Source organism: Sphingomonas arvum (assembly GCF_026013565.1).
In the GTDB taxonomy this organism is placed as follows: domain Bacteria; phylum Pseudomonadota; class Alphaproteobacteria; order Sphingomonadales; family Sphingomonadaceae; genus Sphingomicrobium; species Sphingomicrobium arvum.
Map to the genome: position 1 here is coordinate 700283 of NZ_JAPDOB010000001.1, position 21447 is coordinate 721729.

A 21447-nucleotide genomic window follows, 5' to 3' on the forward strand; every position below is an offset into this window, starting at 1 on the left:
ACAATGCGTGCACTTACCTGGCACGGACGTCACGACGTTCGCGTGGACACCGTTCCCGATCCCGAAATCGTCAACCCGCGCGACGCCATCATCAAGGTGACGTCCACCGCCATCTGCGGGTCCGACCTCCACCTGTATGACGCCTACATCCCGACGCTCAGGGCCGGCGACGTGCTCGGCCACGAGTTCATGGGCGAGGTGGTCGAGGTCGGCTCCAAGTCGACGCTGAAGAAGGGACAGCGCGTGGTGGTGCCGTTCACCATCAGCTGCGGCCAGTGCTTCTTCTGCGAGAAGCAGCAGTTCAGCGCCTGCGACAACAGCAATCCGGCCGAGACCTCCGACGCTTCCGAAGCGCTGATGGGCCACTCCATGGGCGCGGCGTTCGGCTATGCCCACCTGACGGGCGGTTATGCCGGCGGGCAGGCGGAATATGTCCGCGTGCCCTACAGCGACGTCGGCCCGCTGGTTGTGCCGGACGGCCTCGAGGACGACCAGGTCCTGTTCCTATCGGACATCCTGCCGACCGGCTACCAAGGTGCCTTCAATGCCGACATCGAGCCGGGCGACACGGTAGCGGTGTGGGGCTGCGGTCCGGTCGGGCTGTTCGCCATCCAGAGTGCCTTTTTGCTCGGCGCGCATCGGGTGATCGCGATCGACCATTACCCGAACCGCTTGAAGCTGGCTAAGGAGAAGGGCGCCGACATCCTCGACTACCGCGAGGTTAACGTGCTCGACGCGCTCAAAGAGATGACCGGCGGCATCGGGCCCGACGCGGTGATCGACTGTGTCGGCATGGAGAGCCACGGCATGGCAATCGACAACGTCGTCGACACTGTGAAGGCGCATACGTTCCTCGGCACCGACCGGCCGCATGCGTTGCGGCAGATGATCATCGCCTGCCGCAAGGGTGGCAAGGTGTCGATCCCAGGCGTGTACGGCGGCTTTGTCGACAAGTTCCCGATCGGCGCGCTGATGGAGAAGGGCCTCCAGGTGAAGAGCGGTCAGACTCACATGCAGCGATGGATGAAGCCGCTTCTGGAGCACATCCAGAAGGGTGAGATCGATACAACCTGGTTCATTTCGCACCATGCACCGCTGGAACAGGCGGCGGAGATGTACCGTCACTGGCACGACGAACAGAACACCTACACCAAGATCGTGCTGAAGCCGGAGATGGCGAAGTCGGCGCAGAGCACGCCCAGCGCGGCGCGCGTGATCGAACCGGCTTAAGGAGACCAGAAACGTGGCAAACAAACTAGCCGTGGTGACCGGCGCTTCGTCAGGCATCGGTCTGGAACTCGCCAAATTGGCGGCGGGCGAGGGCTATGACCTCATCGTCGCCGCCGATACGCCGTTCGTGGATGCGGCGGCGGGCCTCAAGGACCTGGGCGTGAACGTCGAGCAGATCGAAGCGGATCTGGCGACCGAGCAGGGCGTCAAGCAGCTGGTGCAGAAGATCGGCGACCGGCAGGTCGACGCGCTGGCGGCAAACGCCGGGCACGGCCTGGGCCACGCCTTTCTCGACCAGCAGCCGCGCGACTGGATGCACGTCATCGAGACCAACATCACGGGCACGTTGCTGCTGATCCAGCCGCTGGCGAAGAAGATGGTGGCGCGCGGCGAGGGCAAGATCCTGATCACCGGCTCTATCGCCGGGCACCTCGCGGGCTCGTTCCAGGCGGTCTACAACGGGACCAAGGCGTTCGTCGACAGCTTCGCGGCGGCGCTCAACAACGAGCTCAAGGACACGGGCGTGACCGTCACCTGTCTGAAGCCGGGGGCCACCGAGACCGAGTTCTTCGAGCGGGCTGACCTGGAGGACACCAAGGTCGGCCAGGCCAAGAAGGACGACCCGGCCGACGTTGCCAAGACCGGCTGGGAAGCGATGAAGGACGGCAAGGAAAGCGTCGTCTACGGCCTGAAGAACAAGGCGCAGGTATGGGCCGCAGGCATCCTGCCGGAAAGCGCGACGGCCGTGTTGCACCGCCAGCAGGCGGAGCCAGGCAGCGGCAAGGATTAAGCAAGGTCGGCCGGCGGTCCACGCGAGCGCCGGCCGTCTGCTCAACAATCTAATCGTTTCCCTAGCGGAACGGATGCTGGTCCGGGCCGTTCGCTGCCCATGGATCCTGCCCGATGACCGAAGCCGTGTTCGTCCGCCGCACCCTGATCGTCATCGGGCTGATCGCACTCACCATGCTCGCATGGATGATGCGGGACGTGCTGCTGATGGTGTTCGGCGCCGTGGTAATCGCTACCCTGTTCCGGTCGCTGGCAAAGCAGTTCGAACGGCTGCGGATCCCCGCGGGATTGGCACTGGCGCTGTCGGTGCTGACAGTGTTCGCCGTAGTGGGTATCGGCATTGCCCTGTTCGGCGCGCAGGTGGTGGCTCAGGCCGAGGGCCTTAGCCAAGCGGTGCCCAAGGCATGGGCCTCATTGCAGCAACGGCTAGCGGGATACGGGCTGAGCGGCGTCGGCAAGATGAACCCGTCAGGCATGTTCGGCAGCCTGTCGTCCAACCTGGGCACCTTTGTCATGTCGTTGGGCGGCGGCATCGCCGACACCTTGCTGATCGTGGTCGGCGGCATATTCATCGCCGCGTCACCGCGTTTCTACGGGGCGGGCGCGCTGAAAATGGTGCCGGCCGAGCGGCGGCAGCTGATGAGCGATGCGATGAGCGACAGCGGCCGGGCGCTGCAGCTGTGGCTCAAGGCACAGCTGGTGGCGATGCTGGTGATCGGCGTGCTGACGGGACTTGGGCTATGGCTGCTGGGCGTACCGAGCGCGCTGGCGCTGGGGTTGCTGGCCGGACTGCTCGAGTTCGTTCCGTTCGCGGGACCGATCCTGTCAGCCATTCCGGCGGTACTGATCGCGCTGGCGCTGGATCCGCAGCTCGCGCTGTGGACGGTGCTGCTGTACGTCGGCATCCAGCACATCGAGGGCTACGCGCTGCAGCCGATCATCCAGTCGTGGGCGGTAGAAATCCCGGGCGCGGTGCTGCTGTTCGCGCTGCTAGCCTTTGGCGGCCTGTTTGGCCCACTTGGCATCATTTTCGCGGCACCGCTGACCGTCGTCGTGTTCGTGATGGTGAAGCGGCTGTACGTCCGCGAGGCGCTGGATACGGCGACGCCGATCCCGGGCGAGGACAAACCGGCCGACGCCTGAGCGCGGCCGGCTCGCCCGGCTGCTTAGTGACCCTTGCGGTCCGTACGCTTGCCGATCTGCTTGTCGAAAGCGCGCAGGACCTTGTCGGCGGCGCCGGCGGCCGCGGCCTCGATCGTGGGTCCTTCGTGATTGGCGGCGACAGCGGGCATGTGCTCGGGCCGAATCTCGATCGAGCAGCGCTTGTCACCGTCGCCCTTGCTGTTGCCGGGGTCGCCGACGTGGACCTCAACCCGGGTCAGCTGGCTGGCGATGCGGTCGAGACGTTGCAGGACGACCTCCTCTACGCGGTCGGCAAGGTCGGGGCTGCCGTCGATCTGGTTGTCCTTGTTGAACTGGAACAGCATGGGCGTTCTCCCTTGTTGGCTTCACTGGGCTGAACGCGCCTGGTGCCTTGTCGGAGGCACGATCGGTCGGCAATGTGGGGGAATGAGTGATCGGCAGGACAAAGCGCGGCTGACCCATCTGCAGCGGTTGGAGGCCGAGAGCATCCACATCATGCGCGAGGTGGTGGCCGAGGCCGAGAAGCCGGTGATGCTCTATTCGGTGGGCAAGGATTCCGCCGTCATGCTGCACCTTGCCAGGAAGGCGTTCTTTCCCGCGCCGCCGCCGTTCCCGCTGCTGCATGTCGACACGACTTGGAAGTTCAAGGCGATGTACGAGCTGCGCAACCGGGTCGCGCGCGAGGCGGGAATGGAACTCATCGTTCACCAAAACCCCGAGGCGAAGGAGCGGGGCATCAACCCGTTCGACCATGGCGCGCTGCATACGGACATGTGGAAGACGGAAGGGTTGCGCCAGGCGCTAGATGAGCACGGGTTCGACGCTGCGTTCGGCGGTGCGCGGCGGGACGAGGAGAAGAGCCGGGCCAAGGAGCGGGTATTCTCCTTCCGCTCGGCCAATCACCGGTGGGATCCGAAGAACCAGCGGCCGGAGCTGTGGCGGCTGTACAATGCGCGCAAGAACAAGGGGGAGAGCATGCGCGTCTTCCCCATCTCGAACTGGACCGAGCTGGATGTATGGCAATACATTCTGCAGGAGGGGATCGAGATCGTGCCGCTCTACTTCGCGGCCGCGCGGCCGACGGTGGAGCGCGACGGCTTGCTGTTGATGGTCGACGACGAGCGGTTCCGGCTGGAGCCGGGCGAGGTGCCGGTGGAGCGCTCGATCCGCTTCCGCACGCTCGGCTGCTATCCGCTGACCGGAGCCGTGGAAAGCGAGGCCCGGACACTGCCCGAGGTCATTCAGGAGATGCTGCTGACCACCACGTCGGAGCGGCAGGGGCGCGCGATCGACAAGGACGCTGGCGGCGCGGGCATGGAGAAGAAGAAGCAGGAGGGCTACTTCTGATGGGCGCTCCGGATTCCGCTTACCAGTCCGATGCGCTCATCGCGGAGGACATCGAGCGCTACCTCGAACTGCACGGGCGCAAGACCATGCTGCGGTTCATTACCTGCGGCAGCGTCGATGACGGCAAGTCCACGCTGATCGGGCGGCTGCTGTACGATTCCAAGATGATCTTCGAGGATCAGCTGGCGGAGCTGCACGCGGATTCGAAGCGGGTCGGCACGCAAGGGCAGGAGATCGATTTCGCCCTGCTCGTCGACGGGCTCGCGGCGGAGCGCGAGCAGGGGATCACGATCGACGTCGCCTATCGTTTCTTCGCGACGGAAAAGCGCAAGTTCATCGTCGCCGATACGCCAGGGCACGAGCAATATACGAGGAACATGGTCACCGGCGCGTCGACCGCGGACCTGGCGGTGATCCTGGTCGACGCGCGCAAGGGGGTGCTGACCCAGACGCGGCGGCACAGCTACCTCGCGCACCTGCTGGGCATCCGGAACATGGTGCTGGCGGTGAACAAGATGGACCTGGTCGGCTACGACCGGGCGGTCTTCGACGCGATCGTCACCGACTATCGCGAGTTCGCGGCAGGCATCGGCATTGAGGAGTTCGTCGCCCTGCCGATCTCCGGCTTCAAGGGCGATAACATCACAGCCCCGTCGCCGAACATGCCGTGGCATAACGGAACGACGCTGATGGCGCACCTGGAGAGCGTCGAGGTTGACACGGATCGAATGGCCAAGCGGCCGTTCCGGATGGCGGTGCAATGGGTGAACCGGCCCAACCTCGACTTCCGCGGGTTCGCCGGACTGATCGGGTCAGGCACGGTGCGGCCGGGGGACGCGGTCCGGGTCCTGCCGTCGGGGCGGACCAGCCGGGTCAAAGCGATCGTCACGGCAGATGGCGAGCTGGCGCAAGCAGTTGCGGGACAGTCGATCACGCTGACCCTGACGGACGAAGTGGATTGTTCACGCGGTGACGTAATCGCCCGGGCCGACGCGCCCCCGCAGGTAGCGGACCAGTTCGAGGCGACAATCGTCTGGATGGATGAGCAAGAGCTGTTGCCGGGCCGGTCCTACTGGCTGAAGATCGGAACGCAGACCGTGTCGGCAGTGGTCCAGCAGCTGAAATTCCAGGTCAACGTGAACAGCATGGAGCAGCTGGCGGCCAAGACCCTGGAGCTCAATGCGATTGGCGTGGGGACGGTTGCGACCGATCGACCAATCACCTTCGAACCCTACGCCGACAATCCCGACCTCGGCGGCTTCATCCTGATCGACAAGATCAGCAATGCGACGGTTGGTGCGGGCCTGCTGCACTTCGCGCTGCGGCGGGCGGAGAACATCCATTGGCAGCCGCTGGAGGTCAGCCGCGAACACCATGCGCGGCTCAAGAACCAGCGTCCCGCGGTGCTGTGGCTCACCGGCCTGTCCGGCGCGGGCAAGTCGACCATCGCCAACGTCGTTTCCCGCAAGCTGGCGCGAATGAACCGGCATACCTTCCTGCTTGATGGCGACAATGTCCGGCACGGTTTGAATCGCGACCTTGGCTTCACCGACGCCGACCGGGTGGAGAACATCCGCCGAGTTGGCGAGGTGGCCAAGCTGATGACGGACGCGGGGCTGATCGTGATCACCGCCTTCATCTCGCCGTTCCGCGCGGAGCGGGAGATGGTGCGCCAGATGATGCAGCCTGGCGAGTTCCTGGAGATACACATCGACACATCGCTGGCTGAAGCGGAGGCCCGCGACGTTAAGGGGCTCTACAAGAAAGCACGGAGCGGCGAGCTGAAGAACTTCACCGGGATCGATTCACCCTATGAGCCGCCGGAGAACCCCGAGCTGCGGATCGACACCGCGGCCATGAGTGTCGAGGAGGCGGCGGACGCGATCATCGCAAGGCTGATCCCGTGAAGCGATTGCTGGCGGCTATGATCGGGGCCCTGGCGGTTCCGGCTGGGGCAGCCGAGCCGGGCGCGGTGCTGTTGAAGCCGGATCGGGTGTTCGATGGCGTGACCCCGACAAGCCACGCCAGCTGGCAGGTGCTGGTGCGCGACGGCCGGATCGAAGCGGTCGGGCCGGGGCTGGCGGTACCGGCGAATGCGCGAGTGGTGGAGCTGCCTGGAACGACGCTGATGCCCGGCATGATCGAGGGCCACGGTCACCTGTTCCTGCACCCCTACAACGAGGCGAAGTGGGACGCGCAGGTGCTGAACGAGCCGCTGGCGCTGCGCACGGCGCGGGCAGTGGTGAGCGCGCGCGACACGCTGCTCGCGGGCTTCACAACCGAGCGTGACCTTGGCACGGAGGGAGCCGGCTTCGCGGACGTCGGACTGCGGCAGGCGATCGACGCCGGCATTGTGCCCGGACCTCACCTGCTGGTCGCAACCAAGGCGATTGTGGCGCGCGGTGCGTACGGGCCCAAGGGCTTCGAGCCCGGCGTTGCCATTCCGCAGGGCGCGGAAGAGGCCAGCGGGGTCGACGAGGTGGTGCGCGCCGTTCGCAGCCAGATTGCGGCCGGTGCGGATGTCGTAAAGCTCTATGGCGACTATCGCTGGCGGGCAGGGGAGGACAGCCGGCCGACCTTCTCGCTGGCCGAGCTGAAGGCGGCCGTGGAAGCGGCGCATGACGCTGGGCGGCCGGTAGCCGTGCATACGTCGACGCCGGAAGGAATGCGGCGGGCCGTCGCGGCCGGCGCGGACACGATCGAACATGGCTATGGCGGCACGGCTGCGATCTTCGCCAGCATGCGCAAGGCGAGCGTAGCCTATTGCCCCACGCTAGCCGCAGCCGACGCGGTGGCGCGCTACGCCGGCTGGAACGGCGCGGAGCCGGCGCCGGCGTCCGTGACGCTCAGCCGGGCGGCCTTCCGGCTGGCGCGGCAGGCGGGCGTGACCATCTGCGCTGGCGGCGACGCCGGAGTGTTCCGCCATGGCGACAATGCGCGCGAAGTCGAGTTGATGGTGTCAGCCGGGATGCCGGCGGGCGAAGCAGCCATGGCGGTGACCAGCGTCAACGCGCGTGCGTTGCACCTCAACGATCGGGGTGCGATCCGGCCAGGGCTGCACGCCGACTTGGTGGCGGTGAGCGGCGATCCGATTCGCGACGTGTCGGCGCTGCGACAAGTGCGCATGGTCATAAAGGACGGGGCGGTGATCGGCGAGGCCACCCGCTGAGCCTCACTGGCCGGGGCGATAGGTCCGCTCCGTATGATCCTTCAGCTGCCCGGGGGTGAGATAGACCGGGCGCAATGCGCCGTCGGCATAGCGCTGCGCCTGGTCGTTGAAGTGCGGCGACGATGGGTCTCCGCTCTCGCCGCCGGCCGTCACCGCGACCGCGCGCGGCTGCGGCCCGAATTCGACGACCGCCACGAAGCTGTTGCCGGATGTGCCGTACCAGTTGCGCGTCCCGGGCTTGGGTGCGGAGCCGAAGGAAGCGAGCGAGCCCCAGATTGCGGACGCGAATGAGACGGGGATGCTGGGCGCGGCGTCGCTGAACGGGTGGACGATCGCCGGCGAGAGGCGCTGGAAGCGGTTGATCCGGCCCCAGGGCACGCGCCAGTCACCGAACTCGCGGCGCAATCGGGCGACGGCATCGGCTAGGGCGTCGAGCTTCTGCGCGGGGGTAGTGCCCGAGACGAGGCGGGTGAGGGAACGATTGCGCGGCTCGCCTTCGATCGTCGGAAGCTTCGGCTGCAGCGCCTCGCCCCAGAACATCGCTAGCGACTGCGCCTCTGAGTCCGCGCTCCAGTGGTAATCCCACGAACGCAGGACCGTGATCGGAGCGGCGAGGGCTCGGCGGCGCTTGTCGCGACGGGGCAGCGTGTCGTACGCGGCGACCAATGATGGGATGAGCTCGGCAAAGCCCGGCTGATAGCTGTCGTAGGCGGCGGCGCGGAGCTTCTCCAAGGTCCAGCCGTGGCTGCCGGTCAGCAGCAGCTGCGCGTGGACGCCGCGATAGTTCTCGCCGAAACTGTCCATGTAGCGCGGAAAACGGCGCGGATCGGGGCTGGAGGAGCCGGCGGCCCGATATGGCCAGGCGTTGGTGTTCTGGACCCAGCCAGTGGCCGGGTTGATGGCGTTGGGCAGGCTAGCGACCGGGTGCAGGCCGCGCCAATCGCTCCGAGGGTCGCTGCCGTCGACCAGGCCAGTGTAGTCGAGGCTGTCATCGCGCACCGGGACAAACTGGGGATGGAGGTAAGCGATGTCGCCGCGGTCCGTTGCCAGCAATGTGTTGTTGGAGCTGTTCGCCTGCAGCCGCGCGACCTTGAGGAAGTCGGCCAAAGTGGCGGACTTGGTGCGAAGGTAGCTCTGCTTCAGTGCGGGAACGGGCTTGTCCATCATCGCAAATGCGACCCAGCGGTCGCCGGCGCTACGAACGATCGGACCACGATGCGTGCGCCATGTAGTGAAGGTGCGGGCGACAAGGGTGCCGTCCGGCTGGCGGTAGCGGAGGGTGACTGGACGCGCAGCGAGAGGTCGCCATTGCGCGCCAAACCGGTACAGCGGGCGAGCGCCGGTGTGTACCTCCATCGCGAACTCGTCGACGCTATCGACACCGCTGGACGTATGCATCCACCCCAGATGCCGATTGAATCCCTGGTAGATGAAGAATTGTCCCCAGGTCGATGCGCCGTAGGCATCGAGGCCGGCGTCGCTGGTGACCTGCTGCTCGGAGCGGAAGAAGAAGCTGGTATGCGGGTTGATAAGGAGGAGCGCGCGGCCGTTTGCGGTGAGCGCGGGAGCGATGGCGATGCCGTTGGACCCGCGGGGTTCTCGATCAGGCAGCGTGGCGACCTGAGCAGGTGCGGCGTTGCGGCCACCGCCGTAGAAGGCGGCAAGCGCCTTGAGGTCGATGCGCTCGATATCGCCGCCGATGCTGCCCTCGGTAAAGCTCAGCGCCATCCACGGTTCGAAGCGGGTGAGAACGCGCGGGCGGACGGCGGGGTGGGTGGCAAGGTAGTAGTTGAGGCCGGCCGCCCAGCCGTTCATAAGTTGCTTTAACCACAGCGGGCTGGCTGCGTAGTGCGCCTGGAGTTCGGGCTCGCTCACGAACAGGCGGGCGCGCAGGTCCTGCCAGAGCGCCTTTTCGCCCTCTGCCTCGGCGGTTCGTCCGAGGGCGGTCAAATAGTTCGCCTCGATGCGCGGGAAGTCGTCCTCGGCCTGCGCGTAGATCATCCCAAACACCGCGTCGGCGTCGCTGCGGCCATGGACATGCGCAATGCCCCAGTCGTCACGGGTGATGGTGACCCGGGCCGCCTGCCGCTGCCAACGACCTACTTCGGGCGGGGCGGCAGCGGTCAGGATCAGAAGAAGCGGGGCTAGAGGCGGGGTCAGGTGACGCATCATGAACATGCTGACACCCGGGCCGGGGCAACTGCAAGGGCAAGGTGAGGCAGGACGGCAGAATGTACATGATCACGGAGTGCCATCGCGGCAGGCTCACCGTCCGCGTCACCGCTGGTTGGCGCCTTCCGCATGTGGATTCGGCTCTCAAGAACTCTGTTGCCCAGCAACACGCTGGAACGGACGTTCGTCTTTGGCGGCGTGCCCCAGCGGCATGATTTACGGCTTTGGTGCGCGAGCGAGGATGGAGTGTCTTGCTCGGACCGACCTTCCGGTTAAAACCAACGTACGCCCGTTACTTGGGCGAGGTGAGGGTGGCATGGTCCTTAACTTCCTGCGCAAGCAGTTCATCGACGTCATTCAGTGGCAGGAGCAGCCTGGCGAACTCGCCTGGCGCGTCGATTTCCCGGATCAGGAAATCCAGAACGGAGCCCAGCTCACCGTTCGCGAAGGTCAGGCCGCAGCCTTCTTCGACGAAGGCCGACTGGTGCAGTTCTTCAAGCCCGGGCTACACACGTTGGACACCGCCAACTTCCCGTTCATCACAAACCTGCGGAATTGGGACAAGGCCTTTGAAAGTCCGCACAAATCGGACATCATCTTCTTTTCCTTGAAGGAGCAGACCGGCCTAAAGTGGGGAACCGCCCAGCCGGTCACCGTCCGTGATCCTGAATTCGGGGCGCTCCGGATCCGTGCGTTCGGAAGCTATTCCATCGCTGTCACCGACGTGGAGGAGTTCGCTTTCGGCCTGCTCGGCACGCTGCCCGGGCTAAACGTCGACACTCTCGAGCCCACCCTCCGCGGCGCGATCCAGACGGCGTTGGCCAATGGCATCGCGACAAGCGGCGTTCCCTTCCTCGACCTTGCCGCCAACCAGCAGAAGCTGTCGGAGACACTTCGGTCGGCGGTGGAGGAAAGCTTCAAGCGATGGGGCCTCAGCTGCCTCAGCTTCTCGTCGAGAGCCTGTCCCTGCCGGACGAGGTGCAGCGCCACCTCGACAAGGGCAGCTCCATGCGAGTCATCGGCGACCTCGATCGTTACGCCAAGTTCCAGTCGGCCGAGGCGCTAGAGAAAGCGGCCGGCCAGGAAGGTGGGCTCGCCGGCCTTGGCGCCGGGATGGGGGCAGCTGCGGCCATCGGCGGGACCATGGCACAGGGCCTCGGCCAAGCGTCTGGCGCAGCTTCGCCGCACGCGAATGGAGGCGATCCTTTCGAGATGATCGAGAAGCTGCACCGGCTGCTGCAGGCGGGTGCCCTCAGCCAGGAAGAATTCGACTCCAAGAAGGCCGAGTTGCTGGCGCGCTTGAAGTAGGATGACGTCCTTCACCTGCCCGGCCTGCGGTGCCGAGGTGCCGGTGCGTTCTGCTGCCATGCCTTACGTGGTGTGCGGCCACTGCCGCTCCGTGCTCCTGCGCGACGGGCAGGCGCTCAGCGACATTGGCAAGTCGGCGATGTTGCCGTTCGATGTCTCCCCAATTCAGCTCGGGACCAGCGGCGCGATCGATGGAGTGCGGTTTGACGTGGTTGGTCGGGTCCGCTGGGGCTGGGAAGACGGCTCCTGGAACGAATGGCTGCTGACATGCACGGACGGCCAGGCTCGTTGGCTAGGGGAGGCGATGGGCCAATTCATGCTGCTGTCGGAGCGCAAGGACCTTGTTTCAGACCCGCTACTGGTCGGGTTCGGCCAGGGCCAGCCGATCCGCGTGGGCGACAGGGTAGCCGAATTCATCGCCACCGATGTCAAGCAGGTCCGCTGCCTTGGCGGCGAGGGCGACTTGCCGTTTCCGACCCCCGCCGACTGGATGATGACCAGCGTCGACTTCCGGGACTCCCGGGGTCGCTCACTGAGTGTCCAGCGGGATGCTGATGGAGTGAGCGCTTACGCGGGCCGCTATGTCCGGCTTGAGGAGCTGCGGCCCCACAACCTGCGCCGCATCGAAGGCTGGACATTGCCGGCAGGGCTCCGGTGACGGCGGCACGAGTTATCAATTGTCCGAACTGCGGAGGCTCGATCGCGCTCAAGGCCGCGGGCTATTCGATCTCGGTTGCCTGCCAATATTGCGGGTCGGAACTGGACGTCGCCAATCCCGACGTACTCCTGATCACCGAGTACCATCGAGCCGCTGCCGCCAGCGACCTCCCGCTTGGTGCCCGTGGCACGGTCAAGGGCATCGAGCGGGAAGTGGTCGGCTGGCTGCAGCGCTCGGACGGCGAGGCGCGGTGGAGCGAGTATCTCCTGTTCAACCCGTATGCCGGCTATTGCTGGTTGATCCACGCTGACGGCGAATGGTCGCTCGGCACGATGCTGACGGCCGAGCCGGTGGCGCTCGGCGAAGAAACTGTCGAGCATGAGGGCGAGTGCTTTCACCGGGAATATGATCCGGTGCCGACCCGGACGGATGCGGTGGTGGGCGAATTCTACTGGCGGGTTCGTGCCGGGGATACGGTGGAAGCGACCGTCTACTCGGATGGCAACGCTTCCTTGTCGTGGGAACGCAGCGCGGACGAGGTGAACTGGACGCTGCTCGAGCCGCTGCCGAGCTGTGGCGCGGTGCCGGCCGCCTTTGTGGCCGGACAGGCACCGCGCGGCCCCTCCGGCCCTCCTGGCGGACCGCCCCAGTTCGGGCGCAAGCAGGGCAGCGTCCCGCGCGCTTCGTCGGTGCCTGCGACGGACCTTACGCCCGTGGCTCGAAGAAGCGATGCCGGTGATCTGTCGGCGATGCTCGGCATGGCGGTCGCTACCTGCTTCTTGATTGCCCTCGTCGCCATGATGTTTGGTGCCGGCGGCCGCCCCGTGTCGCAGGGCCTGACGATCTACACGGGCCAGCCGGCCCAGACCGCCACCCTTGCCACGCTCACCCTCAATCGGCCTTACCAGGCGGTGACGGTGACCGCCCGGGGCGACGCCTTCGTGAACAAGTGGGTCGACCTTGATTATAGACTGGTCGATCGTCGCACCCAGCGTTCGATCGATGCCTACGGCCTGATGGAATATTACGCGGGGCGCGATAGTGACGGACCTTGGACGGAAGGCAGCCATCAGCGGGTGACCAAGTTTGCCGCCGTGCCGGCGGGCACCTACGATCTCATGGTTGAGGCGTCGGCGCAGAATTGGTCGAATCCCAGCGTCACGTCCTATGGCTGGGGGAGCGCCAGCGGCGCAACCGGTGAGTCGGAGTCAGTCGCGCTCCGATTCGAGGTCAAGCCGGGTGGCGTGTTCCTCGGCAACATACTGCTTTTCGTGCTGCTGACCTTCGCTCCCATCACGATCTGGATCGTTCGCCGTGTACATGCCGCGGCAGGTGGGTACCGGTCGTGACGGGAAACACCCACCCATGAGCCCGCGCGTGTTCCTGTTTGGCCTTTGGTGCCTGCTCCTGCTGCTCGCGTCCGCTGCCGCCAACTACTACGCTTGGTCGCCGTTCGCCGACGGAAGCCGCCGCAGCGGTGCAACCATCTACGGCCCCACCCACAAGTAAGGAGCTCCTGAGGCCATGCTGTCCGCAACCACCATCCTCGCCACCCTGTTCTACGCTGCCATCGGCATCCTGACGTTCGTGCTGAGCTTTGTGCTCGTCGACCGGCTTACCCCCGGCGAACTCTGGCGCGAGATCATTGAGCGGCAGAACATGGCGGTGGCCATTCTCGCCGGCGCGGTCGCCATCGGAATCTCGACGATCATCGCCGCGGCGGTTCATGGCTGACGCGACAGGCGAGAAAGCGGCGGCTACGCCGCAACTCGCCCTCATCCTGCTGTTCTCTGTCTTCGTCGTCGCGACCTGCGGCCTCGTCTACGAACTGCTTGCCGGCACCCTCGCCAGCTATCTGCTGGGCGATAGCGTAACCCAATTCTCGACGGTGATCGGCACCTACCTGTTCGCCATGGGTATTGGCAGCTGGTTGTCACGCTACATCCGCGAGCAAGAACTGCTGGCGTTCGTCCGGGTCGAGTTGCTGCTCGCACTGATCGGGGGCTGGCTTCCAGCTGCCCTGTTCATCCTCTTTCCCCTGGCCAGCGACTTCCGGGTCGCGCTTTATGGGCTGGTGCTGCTGATCGGCGTGTTCGTGGGGCTGGAAATCCCGCTGCTCATCCGCATCCTTCGTCATCGGTTTGCGCTCCGCGAGTTGGTGTCGACGGTGCTGACCTATGATTATGTCGGGGCGCTGATCGCCTCACTTCTGTTCCCACTGGTCCTCGTCCCGAAGCTCGGCCTTATCCGCACCGGCTTTTTGTTCGGCTTGCTAAACGTGGCGGTCGCCATCGCGCTACTCCTCGCGCTTCGCCCCGAGCGCCGGCTGCGCGCCGAGCTGCTTGCCGCGCTGCTGATCGCCGCAACGCTGCTCGCGGGCATGGCGTGGGCGGAACGCATCCAGCGGTGGTCGGAGGTGGCCTTCTACAGCGAGCCGGTGATCTACGCCCGGTCGACGCCTTACCAGCGCATCGTCCTGACCAGGCGAGGCGGCGATCTTCGGCTTTACTTGAACGGTAACCTCCAATTCTCCTCGCGTGACGAGTACCGCTACCACGAAGCCTTGGTCTGGCCGGTTCTTGCGCGGGTCGCGCGGCCCGACCGGGTGCTGATCCTCGGCGGGGGCGACGGGCTGGCCGCCCGCGAGGTCCTGCGCGACGCCGCTGTGAGAAGCGTCACCCTCGTCGACCTCGATCCCGAGATGACCAGTCTGTTCCGGGAAACGCCCCAGCTGAAATCCCTCAACAAGGGTTCGCTTCATTCCCCGCGACTTAAGCTGATCAACGCGGATGCATTCCGCTGGGTTCGCCAGGAGCGCGGCAGTTACGACGCCATCCTGATCGACTTCCCGGATCCGACGGAGTTCGCGCTCGGAAAACTATACACCGAAAGCTTCTATCGCGAGGTCGCGCGGCTGCTCAAACCGACAGGAGTGATGACGGTCCAGAGCACGTCGCCGCTGGTCGCGCCCCGAAGCTACTGGACCGTCGCGACGACGCTTGAAGCAGCGGGGCTGAAGGCGCGCGGCTATCACGCCTACGTGCCGAGTTTTGGGGAATGGGGCTTCACTCTTGCGGCGCATGTTCAGATTGGCGCAGCTGTTCGGCTCCCCGGTCGCCTGCGCTTCCTGACTCCGGCAAGCGAACGAGCGCTGTTCGACTTTCCGCCCGACATGGCCCGGCGAGCAACGCCGGTGAACCGGCTCGACAACCAGGCGCTGGTTCGGTCCTTCGCTGAGGAATGGTCGCATTATGAAGGCTGAGCTCAGCCGCCGCGATCTGCTCGCCGCGGCCGGCGTCGGTGCGGGCGCGCTTGCCGTTGGAGCGTGCGCGACCGATGCCCGACCGATACCGGGAACGCTTGGGGGAAGCGACTTCCGGCGCGGCCATCGCGTACGCACGGGGCAGCTGCCGGAGCCGCAGGGTAAGTTAGAAGAGCTGCCTCTGCTCATCGCGGGCGGCGGAGTCGCAGGGCTTGCTGCTGCGTGGCGCCTGGTGGAAGCCGGGTTCCGCCAGTTCCGGCTCATCGAGCTGGAGGACGAGACGGGCGGCAACGCCCGGGGCGGCCGAAATCAAGTGTCCGCCTATCCGCTGGGCGCGCACTACCTTCCGGTTCCGAACCGCGAGGCCGGTGCCCTCCGCCACATGCTCAGACAATTCGGGATGATTACCGGCGAGCAGGATGGCGCGCCGGTTTACGATCCTTACCAATTGTGTGCCGACCTCGAGGAACGCCTGTTCTGGCGCGGCGAATGGCAGGAAGGCCTTTACCCGGTTGCAGGCCTGAGCGCAGTTGATCGCGCCGACCGCGATGCCTTTCGCAGAACCATGTCGGACTACTCCCGCGCAACGGGTAAGGATGGGCGTCCAGCGTTCGCCGTGCCGAGCGCTTATTCTTCCCGCGATCCCGAGTTTCTCGCGCTTGATCGCCTGAGCTTCTCGCAGTGGCTCGAGCAGCGTGGCTGGCGGTCGCCGCCACTGCGCGCCTACGTCCGCTACTGCTGCCGGGACGATTATGGGACCGAGCCGGAGGGGGTGTCGGCCTGGGCCGGAATTCATTACTTCGCAGCGCGGCGAGGCTGGGCAGCGAACGGCGACGGCGACCGGGAACTCACCTGGCCCGAGGGCAACCAGCGCCTGGTGCGATTGATGGCGCAACAAGTCGCCGGGCAGGTTGCGACCGCAAAGAGCTTGGTTCGCGCGACCGCGGACAACGACGGCGTGATCGCTGATGTTCTCGACCACCGGTCCGAGACGACGCACCGCGTCCGCACGAAAGCAGCGATCTTGGCGATGCCGCGCTTCGTTGCCGCCCGCGTAGCGCCCGCAAGGGTGCCGGCGGACGCCTCCGGCTATGCTCCTTGGATTGTCGCCAACGTCACAGTGGCACGACCGCCGGCGGGAAAGGGAACGCCGCTGGCTTGGGATAATGTCTCAACCGCCAGCAACTCGCTTGGCTATGTCGTTGCTACCCACCAGTCGGACAGTGCATCCGGCGGGCCCACCGTGCTCACATGGTACCTTCCGCTGTCGATGGAGACTCCGGCGGCGGCTCGTCACCTGTTGCTCCAAAGGCCGCTGGAAAGCTGGCAGGCTCTGGTCCGCGACGATCTGCTTCAGCTGCACCCCGAACTTGCCGGTGCGATCACCCGCATCGACGTCTGGCGCTGGGGTCACGCCATGATCCGTCCTGCTCCTGGCCTGATGGCGCAGGCCGCCGATCGGCTTGAGGACGCGGTCCGACCGCCCTTGCTGCTCGCCCACTCGGATCTCTCCGGGCTCTCCCTGTTCGAGGAAGCCCATTATGCTGGGGTCGCCGCGGCCGAGGCGGCGCTGCGCCATCTTGGACACCCGGTGGAGAGCCTGCTGTGAGCGGGCATGTGCCTTGGAACAGCGTTCACCTGATTGCAGACCTGACCGGTTGCGAGGGGCTCTGCGACGCCGGGCTGATCGAGACTGTGCTGCGCAAGGCGGCGGCCGCCGCTGGCGCGACCGTGCTGGACGTGAAGCTGCATGGCTTCGGCGAGGGTCAGGGCGTTACCGGTGTCGCGCTCTTGGCGGAGTCGCACATATCCATCCACAGCTGGCCGGAAGAGGACTTCGCGGCGGTGGATATCTTCGTCTGCGGGAGCCGCTGCGATCCTCATGCAGCGCTCAACGTGATCGTCGATGGCCTACGGGCGCAGTCAAGCCAGGCGCAGATCGTAAGGCGGGGCGTGCGAGGCCATTGCTCCTGAGCGATTGCGCAGCGCGCAAGAAGGAGCCCTTCTGCTCTTCGCCTCGCCAAACCTTGTGTCTGGCTTGCTCAGATTGTGCCCGCCCAGCACGGCCAACCAGGCAAGGAAGGTTGGACCATTGAGGGCGCGGAAGTGCCAGCGCGAGAAGCAATCATTGGTCGGTGCTCATGGGGTGCCTCCACCAAAGCGCGAACGCACACCGACTGAAAAGGCGCGGCGCTCGGCGGGATAGAAGATGGCACTGGTCGGGCTCCATGCGATCACCGCGCTGACATCACCCGCCGCCTTCTTGTTGGTGAGGTTTCGAAGATCGGCGAAGAGCTCGGTGCGGCGGTCGACGGCCATGGAACCGATCAGGCCGAGCATGGCATAGCCGCTGGTTCGGAACGTATTACGATAATCCGCCCATGCGCCCTGCGGCACCCACTCGACGGATGGCGCAATGCTCCAAGCCTCGGCTCCGAACCGCACTTCGGTGCGCAACAGGTGCTTGGGAATGACAGGCAGGCGATTGTCGCCGTATAACCGATCGCGCTCGAAGCGGAAGTCGTTGAATTGGTACGTGGCGCGGAGCCGTGCCCAGGGAGCAAGCGGGGCTTGCAGTCCGGCCTCGATCCCCTGATGCAAGGTCCTGTCCGCATTGAAGGTGGAGGCTGGGATATCGCTGCTGACGGTGAACTGCAGCAGCTCGTTGCGGACCTTCGCCCGGTAGAAGCTCACGTCCAGCTGCACCTTACCGATCGACCCACGAGCACCGATCTCACCGGTCCACGCATGCTGCGCCTTGACAGGCACGAAGGCCGCGACCTGCGCCAGCTCGATAAAGCCCGGCAGTTCGTGGCTGCGGCTGACGTTGGCATAGAACTGCATGCGGTCGCTTGCGTCCCAGAGCAGGCCCAAGCGGGGGGAGAACTGATCGAAGCTCGCCGACCCTGTAATCGCTACTGGGAAAGTCTGCTCCTGACGGCGCTTGCCGCTGGTGTAGACTCCGCCGGCAATCGCAGTGATGCCTGCCGCAACCCCTAGCCGCGCCTCGCCGTAGACGTCGATGGTGCGTGCGGTCTGGTCCGCTTCGAACGTCTGGGCTCCACGCCTGCCGTTGAGGTTCACAGAGCGCTTGGCGTCAACGGTGCCGAAGCGAGCGGTTATGCCACTCAGCAGCTGGAGATTGCCAACGGTCCAGCCGATCCGGCCGAAGAAGCCGCGATCGACCGAGTCTTGGTCCACGACCTCGAAGATCGGATGATGGAGGCTTTTCCAGTTGGCGAACGCGCCGCCTTCCAGGTCCACGCCACCGAGCTGGAGGTTGGTGCGGTTCTGGATTCGTAGCGAGTCGATGTCGCGCGCCTGGTCGCCAACATAGCTGCCCGACTTGGGACGCGTGGTCACGGTGCTGTAGGTCAGAGCGCCGGGCAGCTCCTGCCGCAAGCGGTTGCCCGTCAGGTAGAAGCGGGTCTGCACATTGCGCGAGGGCTGCCAGCCAACGTTGCCGTTCATGCGCAGGCCCGAGCGATAGGCGTGATCGCGGTCGCCATCGCTGCGGTCTCCGTTCACCGCCAGCCATCCGTCCAGCTCGTCGGCGGCGAGGCCCACGGACGCGAGCCCCCTGACAGTATCAAATGAGCCCCCGTCGGCGCGCACCCGGACGCCAGGCGAGGTGCGACCAGTTGGGGTCACGCCATTGATTGCGCCGCCCAGTGTCGTACCACCAAAGCGGAAGGCGTTGGCGCCGCGATAGACCTCCAGGCGGTCGAGGATTGTCGGATCGAGCTCCTGGAAGTCGCCGTTGTCATCGGCGAGGTTGATGGGAATGCCGTCCTGCAGCAACGTCAGGCCCCGCATGTGGTAGCCGCGGCTGATGCCCGAGCCTCGGATGGACAGCCGCACCTCCTGCCCGAAGCGGGGCTGGGCATAGACGCCCGGAGAGAAGGCCAGCGCGTCGCGCAGGGAGACCGCAGCCTTGTTCTTGAACTGGTCGGCGGCGACGAGGTCAGTGCCGCCAGGGCGGCCTTTCACTTCGGCCGCCCCCGCCGGCAGGCGGGAGCCGGTGACGACGATAGTATCGGGCTGCGTTTCCTTCACGGACGCGCCGGTGGCCGACGCCGCAGCGCCAGCCAAAAGGGTGATGAGCATTGATTGTTCCTGACTGAAAAGATGAGGCCGGCGCGCCACACGGCCGGCGAAGAGGTCAGGAGATCGACGGTGGTCCAGTGCTGGGCGGAGGCGGAGCGGCAAGCCCCTGACCCATGCGCACGAGGCTGAAGGCACTCGCCACAACCTTGATGACCAGCAGGTCGAGGAGCGCTGCCGGCACCGGCGGAAGCGGAACGTTCAGTGCAGATGCGGCGAAGGTGCAGGGTGCCGTACGGTCCGACTTCTTGCCCTGCTCGCCCTTGCCATGGCCGCCCCCGTGACCGGCGACCATCTGATGACCTTCGCCGGAGCGGTGATGACCCGGTTCGTACGACGGGGAGGGAGCAGTCTCCTGCAAGCCCGAGCAGAGGACTAGGCGAATGCCGTCCGGAGCGACGATCGGCATCCATCCGGCAGGAACAAGGGCGCGAACTAGCAGGCCAAGGCCGAGCAGCAGCAGCCAGAGCCGCCTCAGATCGCCAAGACTAGCCGATCGAATCACGGGACCGCCCTAACTCTCACCGGGATCAATCGCCACTGCTCGAACCCGCGTTTTTCTGACGGAAGCTCACGAGAAGGAAAGCCATTAGCGGCTACGTGCCCATGCTCCGGCCGACGTGACCCTGCACCGCCTCTAATGCCTGATGACGAGGCTTGCTGGCGGACCGACGCTCGAAACCATGCGGCTCATCCTAGCCTCTATATAGCGTCTGCGACCTACGGCGCGCTGAGGAGTCGCTTTGAACCTCTCGGCGTCGATGAAGCTTGCTCAGAGGCGAACACTGCCGCCGGCTGCTGAGGGTCGTAGCGAACAAGGCGTCGGAGCGCTCTAGCGCGATTGCTCACGAGATCACGTGGTGCTCAGAACGCTAAACGGAATGGCGCACCCAAGAGGGGTGCCACAAGCTAAGCATGACAATGACTTAGACTGGCAAACGGGCATAAACCACGCCCAACAAGATCAATCGGTTACGGCTGCAATGGCTAACCGAAAGAGCAGCACGGTAGTAGCCTTTCCCAAGGCCGGCATCTCGGCCCGCGACCTCATGAGCAAGGCGTTCGCGCCTATTAAGTTCGTGGTGCCGGGGTACCTCGTAGAAGGGCTAACTGTGTTCGCCGGTGCGCCTAAGCTTGGTAAGAGCTGGGCTGTGCTGGACTGGGCTGTGGCCGTCGCAAGCGGGGGGCTCGCGTTTGGCTCCGTCGGCTGCATCCAAGGCGATGTTCTGTACCTCGCGCTTGAGGATAATGAACGCCGGCTGCAATCTCGGCTGCAACACATGCGCGTCACCGATGCGCCCGATACTCTTACTTTCGCAACAGAGTGGTCTGACCTCGATGGTGATTGCATCGCCCGGCTGGAGGAGTGGCTCACGGGCTCCGCCAACCCCCGCCTGATTGCTATCGATGTATTCGCCAAGGTGCGTGGAGCCTCCGTGGGGCGGGATGCTCGGTACGATCAGGATTACAAGTTCGCCTCCAAGCTGCAGAAATTGGCGATCGACTACGGCGTGGCGATCGTTCTCGTGCACCATACCCGCAAGCAGGAAGCCGACGACCCCTTTGATGCGGTGAGCGGGACGCACGGGCTTACCGGCGCCGCAGATTCAGTGCTCGTACTTCGGAAGGACGCAGGCTCGCAGCAGCCTATTCTTTACGGCCGAGGCCGGGACTTGCCCGAGATTGAAACTGTGCTGGAGTTCCAGGCGGATTGCTGCCGCTGGCGGATCATGCCCGGTGGCACCGCAGTAATCGCTAATACGCCGGAGCGCCGTGAGATCCTTTCCTTGCTCAGCAGCGAGGCGGAGCCGATGAGCCCGACCGAGCTAGCCGCTGCTCTCGGCAAAGGGCGCTCGACCGTGAACCATGCCCTGACCAAGCTCTTCCAAGAGGGCAAGGTCGATAAGCATGCGGGCGGCCGATACACCCTCATGTCCCCCATTCACTCTGTTCACTCCCTTCACTCGAATGATGACAGAGTGAATGAAGTGAAGAGAGTGAATGGGGGACACAGGGCGCCCGCAGCCTAATGCGCCCGAACGAAAAACCTCCAGTTAGCGATAACAGCGAGGTCCACCACCGCTGTCCCGACCAGGGGGCTTCAAGATCTCGACACCCCCTCCCACGGACAGCCGCTGCGAACGAAAACTCGCACGTCCACAGTTGGGATTACGACCCCCCACATTGCGAGCGGTGTGGTCTACCCTTCGAGGACCACCGCAAGCACGCTGCACGGCACTCAAGCATGCCAGGCAAGCGCTATTG

20 protein-coding genes are annotated in these 21447 nt (G+C 65.3%); 16 read left to right on the plus strand and 4 right to left on the minus strand.

Going from position 1 to position 21447, the window contains the following annotated elements; translation table 11 throughout:
• The first annotated feature begins 3 nt into the window (after positions 1 to 3).
• The 3 genes from OMW55_RS03465 to OMW55_RS03475 all read left to right on the plus strand — a co-directional run bounded on the left by OMW55_RS03465 (position 4) and on the right by OMW55_RS03475 (position 3162).
• Positions 4 to 1230, plus strand: a complete 1227-nt coding sequence (locus tag OMW55_RS03465) for a zinc-dependent alcohol dehydrogenase (protein ID WP_264880845.1) — start codon at positions 4 to 6, stop codon at positions 1228 to 1230.
• A gap of 13 nt (positions 1231 to 1243) precedes the next feature.
• On the plus strand, positions 1244 to 2020 hold the full coding sequence (locus OMW55_RS03470) for an SDR family NAD(P)-dependent oxidoreductase (RefSeq protein WP_264880846.1): 777 nt from the start codon (positions 1244 to 1246) through the stop codon (positions 2018 to 2020).
• Positions 2021 to 2133: 113 nt separating this feature from the next.
• Entirely contained in the window at positions 2134 to 3162 is a 1029-nt protein-coding gene (locus OMW55_RS03475; protein WP_264880849.1) for an AI-2E family transporter, read from the plus strand.
• 23 nt (positions 3163 to 3185) lie between these two features.
• On the opposite strand, the gene OMW55_RS03480 is transcribed toward OMW55_RS03475, so the two are convergent.
• Positions 3186 to 3506 (minus strand): HPF/RaiA family ribosome-associated protein, encoded by a 321-nt coding sequence (locus OMW55_RS03480; RefSeq protein WP_264880850.1) that lies wholly within the window; start codon positions 3504 to 3506, stop codon positions 3186 to 3188.
• Positions 3507 to 3588: 82 nt separating this feature from the next.
• On the opposite strand from OMW55_RS03480, the gene cysD reads away from it, so the two are divergent.
• From cysD to OMW55_RS03495, 3 genes are read left to right on the plus strand one after another with little or no spacing between them, the layout of a single operon-like run.
• On the plus strand, positions 3589 to 4509 hold the full coding sequence (gene cysD / locus OMW55_RS03485) for a sulfate adenylyltransferase subunit CysD (RefSeq protein ID WP_264880851.1): 921 nt from the start codon (positions 3589 to 3591) through the stop codon (positions 4507 to 4509).
• Positions 4509 to 6416, plus strand: a complete 1908-nt coding sequence (gene cysN, locus OMW55_RS03490; protein WP_264880852.1) for a sulfate adenylyltransferase subunit CysN — start codon at positions 4509 to 4511, stop codon at positions 6414 to 6416. The genes cysD and cysN overlap by 1 nt, the downstream gene beginning before the upstream one ends.
• 17 nt (positions 6417 to 6433) lie before the next feature.
• Positions 6434 to 7678: an amidohydrolase family protein gene (locus OMW55_RS03495; protein WP_264881990.1), complete on the plus strand. Its 1245-nt coding sequence runs from the start codon at positions 6434 to 6436 to the stop codon at positions 7676 to 7678.
• Between the two features lie 3 nt (positions 7679 to 7681).
• Here the strand turns inward: OMW55_RS03495 and OMW55_RS03500 are convergent, their stop codons facing one another.
• Entirely contained in the window at positions 7682 to 9856 is a 2175-nt protein-coding gene (locus OMW55_RS03500; RefSeq protein ID WP_407822093.1) for a penicillin acylase family protein, read from the minus strand.
• A 310-nt stretch (positions 9857 to 10166) separates the two neighbouring features.
• On the opposite strand from OMW55_RS03500, the gene OMW55_RS03505 reads away from it, so the two are divergent.
• From OMW55_RS03505 to speD, 9 genes are read left to right on the plus strand one after another with little or no spacing between them, the layout of a single operon-like run.
• Entirely contained in the window at positions 10167 to 10916 is a 750-nt protein-coding gene (locus OMW55_RS03505) for an SPFH domain-containing protein (RefSeq protein WP_264880855.1), read from the plus strand.
• On the plus strand, positions 10859 to 11158 hold the full coding sequence (locus OMW55_RS03510; protein WP_264880856.1) for an SHOCT domain-containing protein: 300 nt from the start codon (positions 10859 to 10861) through the stop codon (positions 11156 to 11158). Before OMW55_RS03505 ends, OMW55_RS03510 begins: the two co-directional genes overlap by 58 nt.
• Before the next feature lies 1 nt (position 11159).
• Complete coding sequence (locus OMW55_RS03515; RefSeq protein ID WP_264880858.1) at positions 11160 to 11816, plus strand: DUF4178 domain-containing protein; 657 nt, start codon at positions 11160 to 11162, stop codon at positions 11814 to 11816.
• On the plus strand, positions 11813 to 13165 hold the full coding sequence (locus OMW55_RS03520) for a DUF4178 domain-containing protein (RefSeq protein ID WP_264880860.1): 1353 nt from the start codon (positions 11813 to 11815) through the stop codon (positions 13163 to 13165). The genes OMW55_RS03515 and OMW55_RS03520 overlap by 4 nt, the downstream gene beginning before the upstream one ends.
• A 16-nt stretch (positions 13166 to 13181) precedes the next feature.
• A complete protein-coding gene (locus OMW55_RS03525) occupies positions 13182 to 13325 on the plus strand; it encodes a hypothetical protein (protein WP_264880861.1) in 144 nt (47 codons plus the stop codon).
• Between the two features lie 15 nt (positions 13326 to 13340).
• Positions 13341 to 13550 (plus strand): DUF350 domain-containing protein, encoded by a 210-nt coding sequence (locus OMW55_RS03530; protein ID WP_264880864.1) that lies wholly within the window; start codon positions 13341 to 13343, stop codon positions 13548 to 13550.
• Positions 13543 to 15078: a polyamine aminopropyltransferase gene (locus OMW55_RS03535; protein ID WP_264880866.1), complete on the plus strand. Its 1536-nt coding sequence runs from the start codon at positions 13543 to 13545 to the stop codon at positions 15076 to 15078. The genes OMW55_RS03530 and OMW55_RS03535 overlap by 8 nt, the downstream gene beginning before the upstream one ends.
• Positions 15068 to 16687, plus strand: a complete 1620-nt coding sequence (locus OMW55_RS03540; protein ID WP_264880868.1) for an FAD-dependent oxidoreductase — start codon at positions 15068 to 15070, stop codon at positions 16685 to 16687. The genes OMW55_RS03535 and OMW55_RS03540 overlap by 11 nt, the downstream gene beginning before the upstream one ends.
• A complete protein-coding gene (gene speD / locus OMW55_RS03545) occupies positions 16684 to 17052 on the plus strand; it encodes an adenosylmethionine decarboxylase (protein ID WP_264880869.1) in 369 nt (122 codons plus the stop codon). The genes OMW55_RS03540 and speD overlap by 4 nt, the downstream gene beginning before the upstream one ends.
• A 165-nt stretch (positions 17053 to 17217) precedes the next feature.
• Here speD and OMW55_RS03550 read toward each other — a convergent pair whose 3' ends face one another.
• Positions 17218 to 19185, minus strand: coding sequence for a TonB-dependent receptor family protein (locus tag OMW55_RS03550; RefSeq protein WP_264880870.1), 1968 nt, complete (start codon positions 19183 to 19185; stop codon positions 17218 to 17220).
• A gap of 55 nt (positions 19186 to 19240) precedes the next feature.
• Entirely contained in the window at positions 19241 to 19687 is a 447-nt protein-coding gene (locus OMW55_RS03555) for a hypothetical protein (protein WP_264880871.1), read from the minus strand.
• A 352-nt stretch (positions 19688 to 20039) separates the two neighbouring features.
• Between OMW55_RS03555 and OMW55_RS03560 the strand changes: the two genes are divergently transcribed.
• Positions 20040 to 21212 (plus strand): AAA family ATPase, encoded by a 1173-nt coding sequence (locus OMW55_RS03560; protein ID WP_264880872.1) that lies wholly within the window; start codon positions 20040 to 20042, stop codon positions 21210 to 21212.
• Positions 21213 to 21447 lie beyond the last annotated feature (235 nt).

Excerpts from the sequence above, each read along its gene's own strand:
- OMW55_RS03465 (WP_264880845.1), top strand. The coding sequence starts at position 4 with ATGCGTGCACTTACCTGGCACGGACGTCACGACGTTCGCGTGGACACC.
- OMW55_RS03475 (WP_264880849.1), top strand. The coding sequence starts at position 2,134 with ATGACCGAAGCCGTGTTCGTCCGCCGCACCCTGATCGTCATCGGGCTG.
- OMW55_RS03480 (WP_264880850.1), bottom strand. The coding sequence starts at position 3,506 with ATGCTGTTCCAGTTCAACAAGGACAACCAGATCGACGGCAGCCCCGAC.
- cysD (WP_264880851.1), top strand. The coding sequence starts at position 3,589 with ATGAGTGATCGGCAGGACAAAGCGCGGCTGACCCATCTGCAGCGGTTG.
- cysN (WP_264880852.1), top strand. The coding sequence starts at position 4,509 with ATGGGCGCTCCGGATTCCGCTTACCAGTCCGATGCGCTCATCGCGGAG.
- OMW55_RS03495 (WP_264881990.1), top strand. The coding sequence starts at position 6,434 with ATGATCGGGGCCCTGGCGGTTCCGGCTGGGGCAGCCGAGCCGGGCGCG.
- OMW55_RS03500 (WP_407822093.1), bottom strand. The coding sequence starts at position 9,856 with ATGTTCATGATGCGTCACCTGACCCCGCCTCTAGCCCCGCTTCTTCTG.
- OMW55_RS03505 (WP_264880855.1), top strand. The coding sequence starts at position 10,167 with ATGGTCCTTAACTTCCTGCGCAAGCAGTTCATCGACGTCATTCAGTGG.
- OMW55_RS03510 (WP_264880856.1), top strand. The coding sequence starts at position 10,859 with ATGCGAGTCATCGGCGACCTCGATCGTTACGCCAAGTTCCAGTCGGCC.
- OMW55_RS03515 (WP_264880858.1), top strand. The coding sequence starts at position 11,160 with ATGACGTCCTTCACCTGCCCGGCCTGCGGTGCCGAGGTGCCGGTGCGT.
- OMW55_RS03525 (WP_264880861.1), top strand. The coding sequence starts at position 13,182 with ATGAGCCCGCGCGTGTTCCTGTTTGGCCTTTGGTGCCTGCTCCTGCTG.
- OMW55_RS03530 (WP_264880864.1), top strand. The coding sequence starts at position 13,341 with ATGCTGTCCGCAACCACCATCCTCGCCACCCTGTTCTACGCTGCCATC.
- OMW55_RS03535 (WP_264880866.1), top strand. The coding sequence starts at position 13,543 with ATGGCTGACGCGACAGGCGAGAAAGCGGCGGCTACGCCGCAACTCGCC.
- OMW55_RS03540 (WP_264880868.1), top strand. The coding sequence starts at position 15,068 with ATGAAGGCTGAGCTCAGCCGCCGCGATCTGCTCGCCGCGGCCGGCGTC.
- OMW55_RS03550 (WP_264880870.1), bottom strand. The coding sequence starts at position 19,185 with ATGCTCATCACCCTTTTGGCTGGCGCTGCGGCGTCGGCCACCGGCGCG.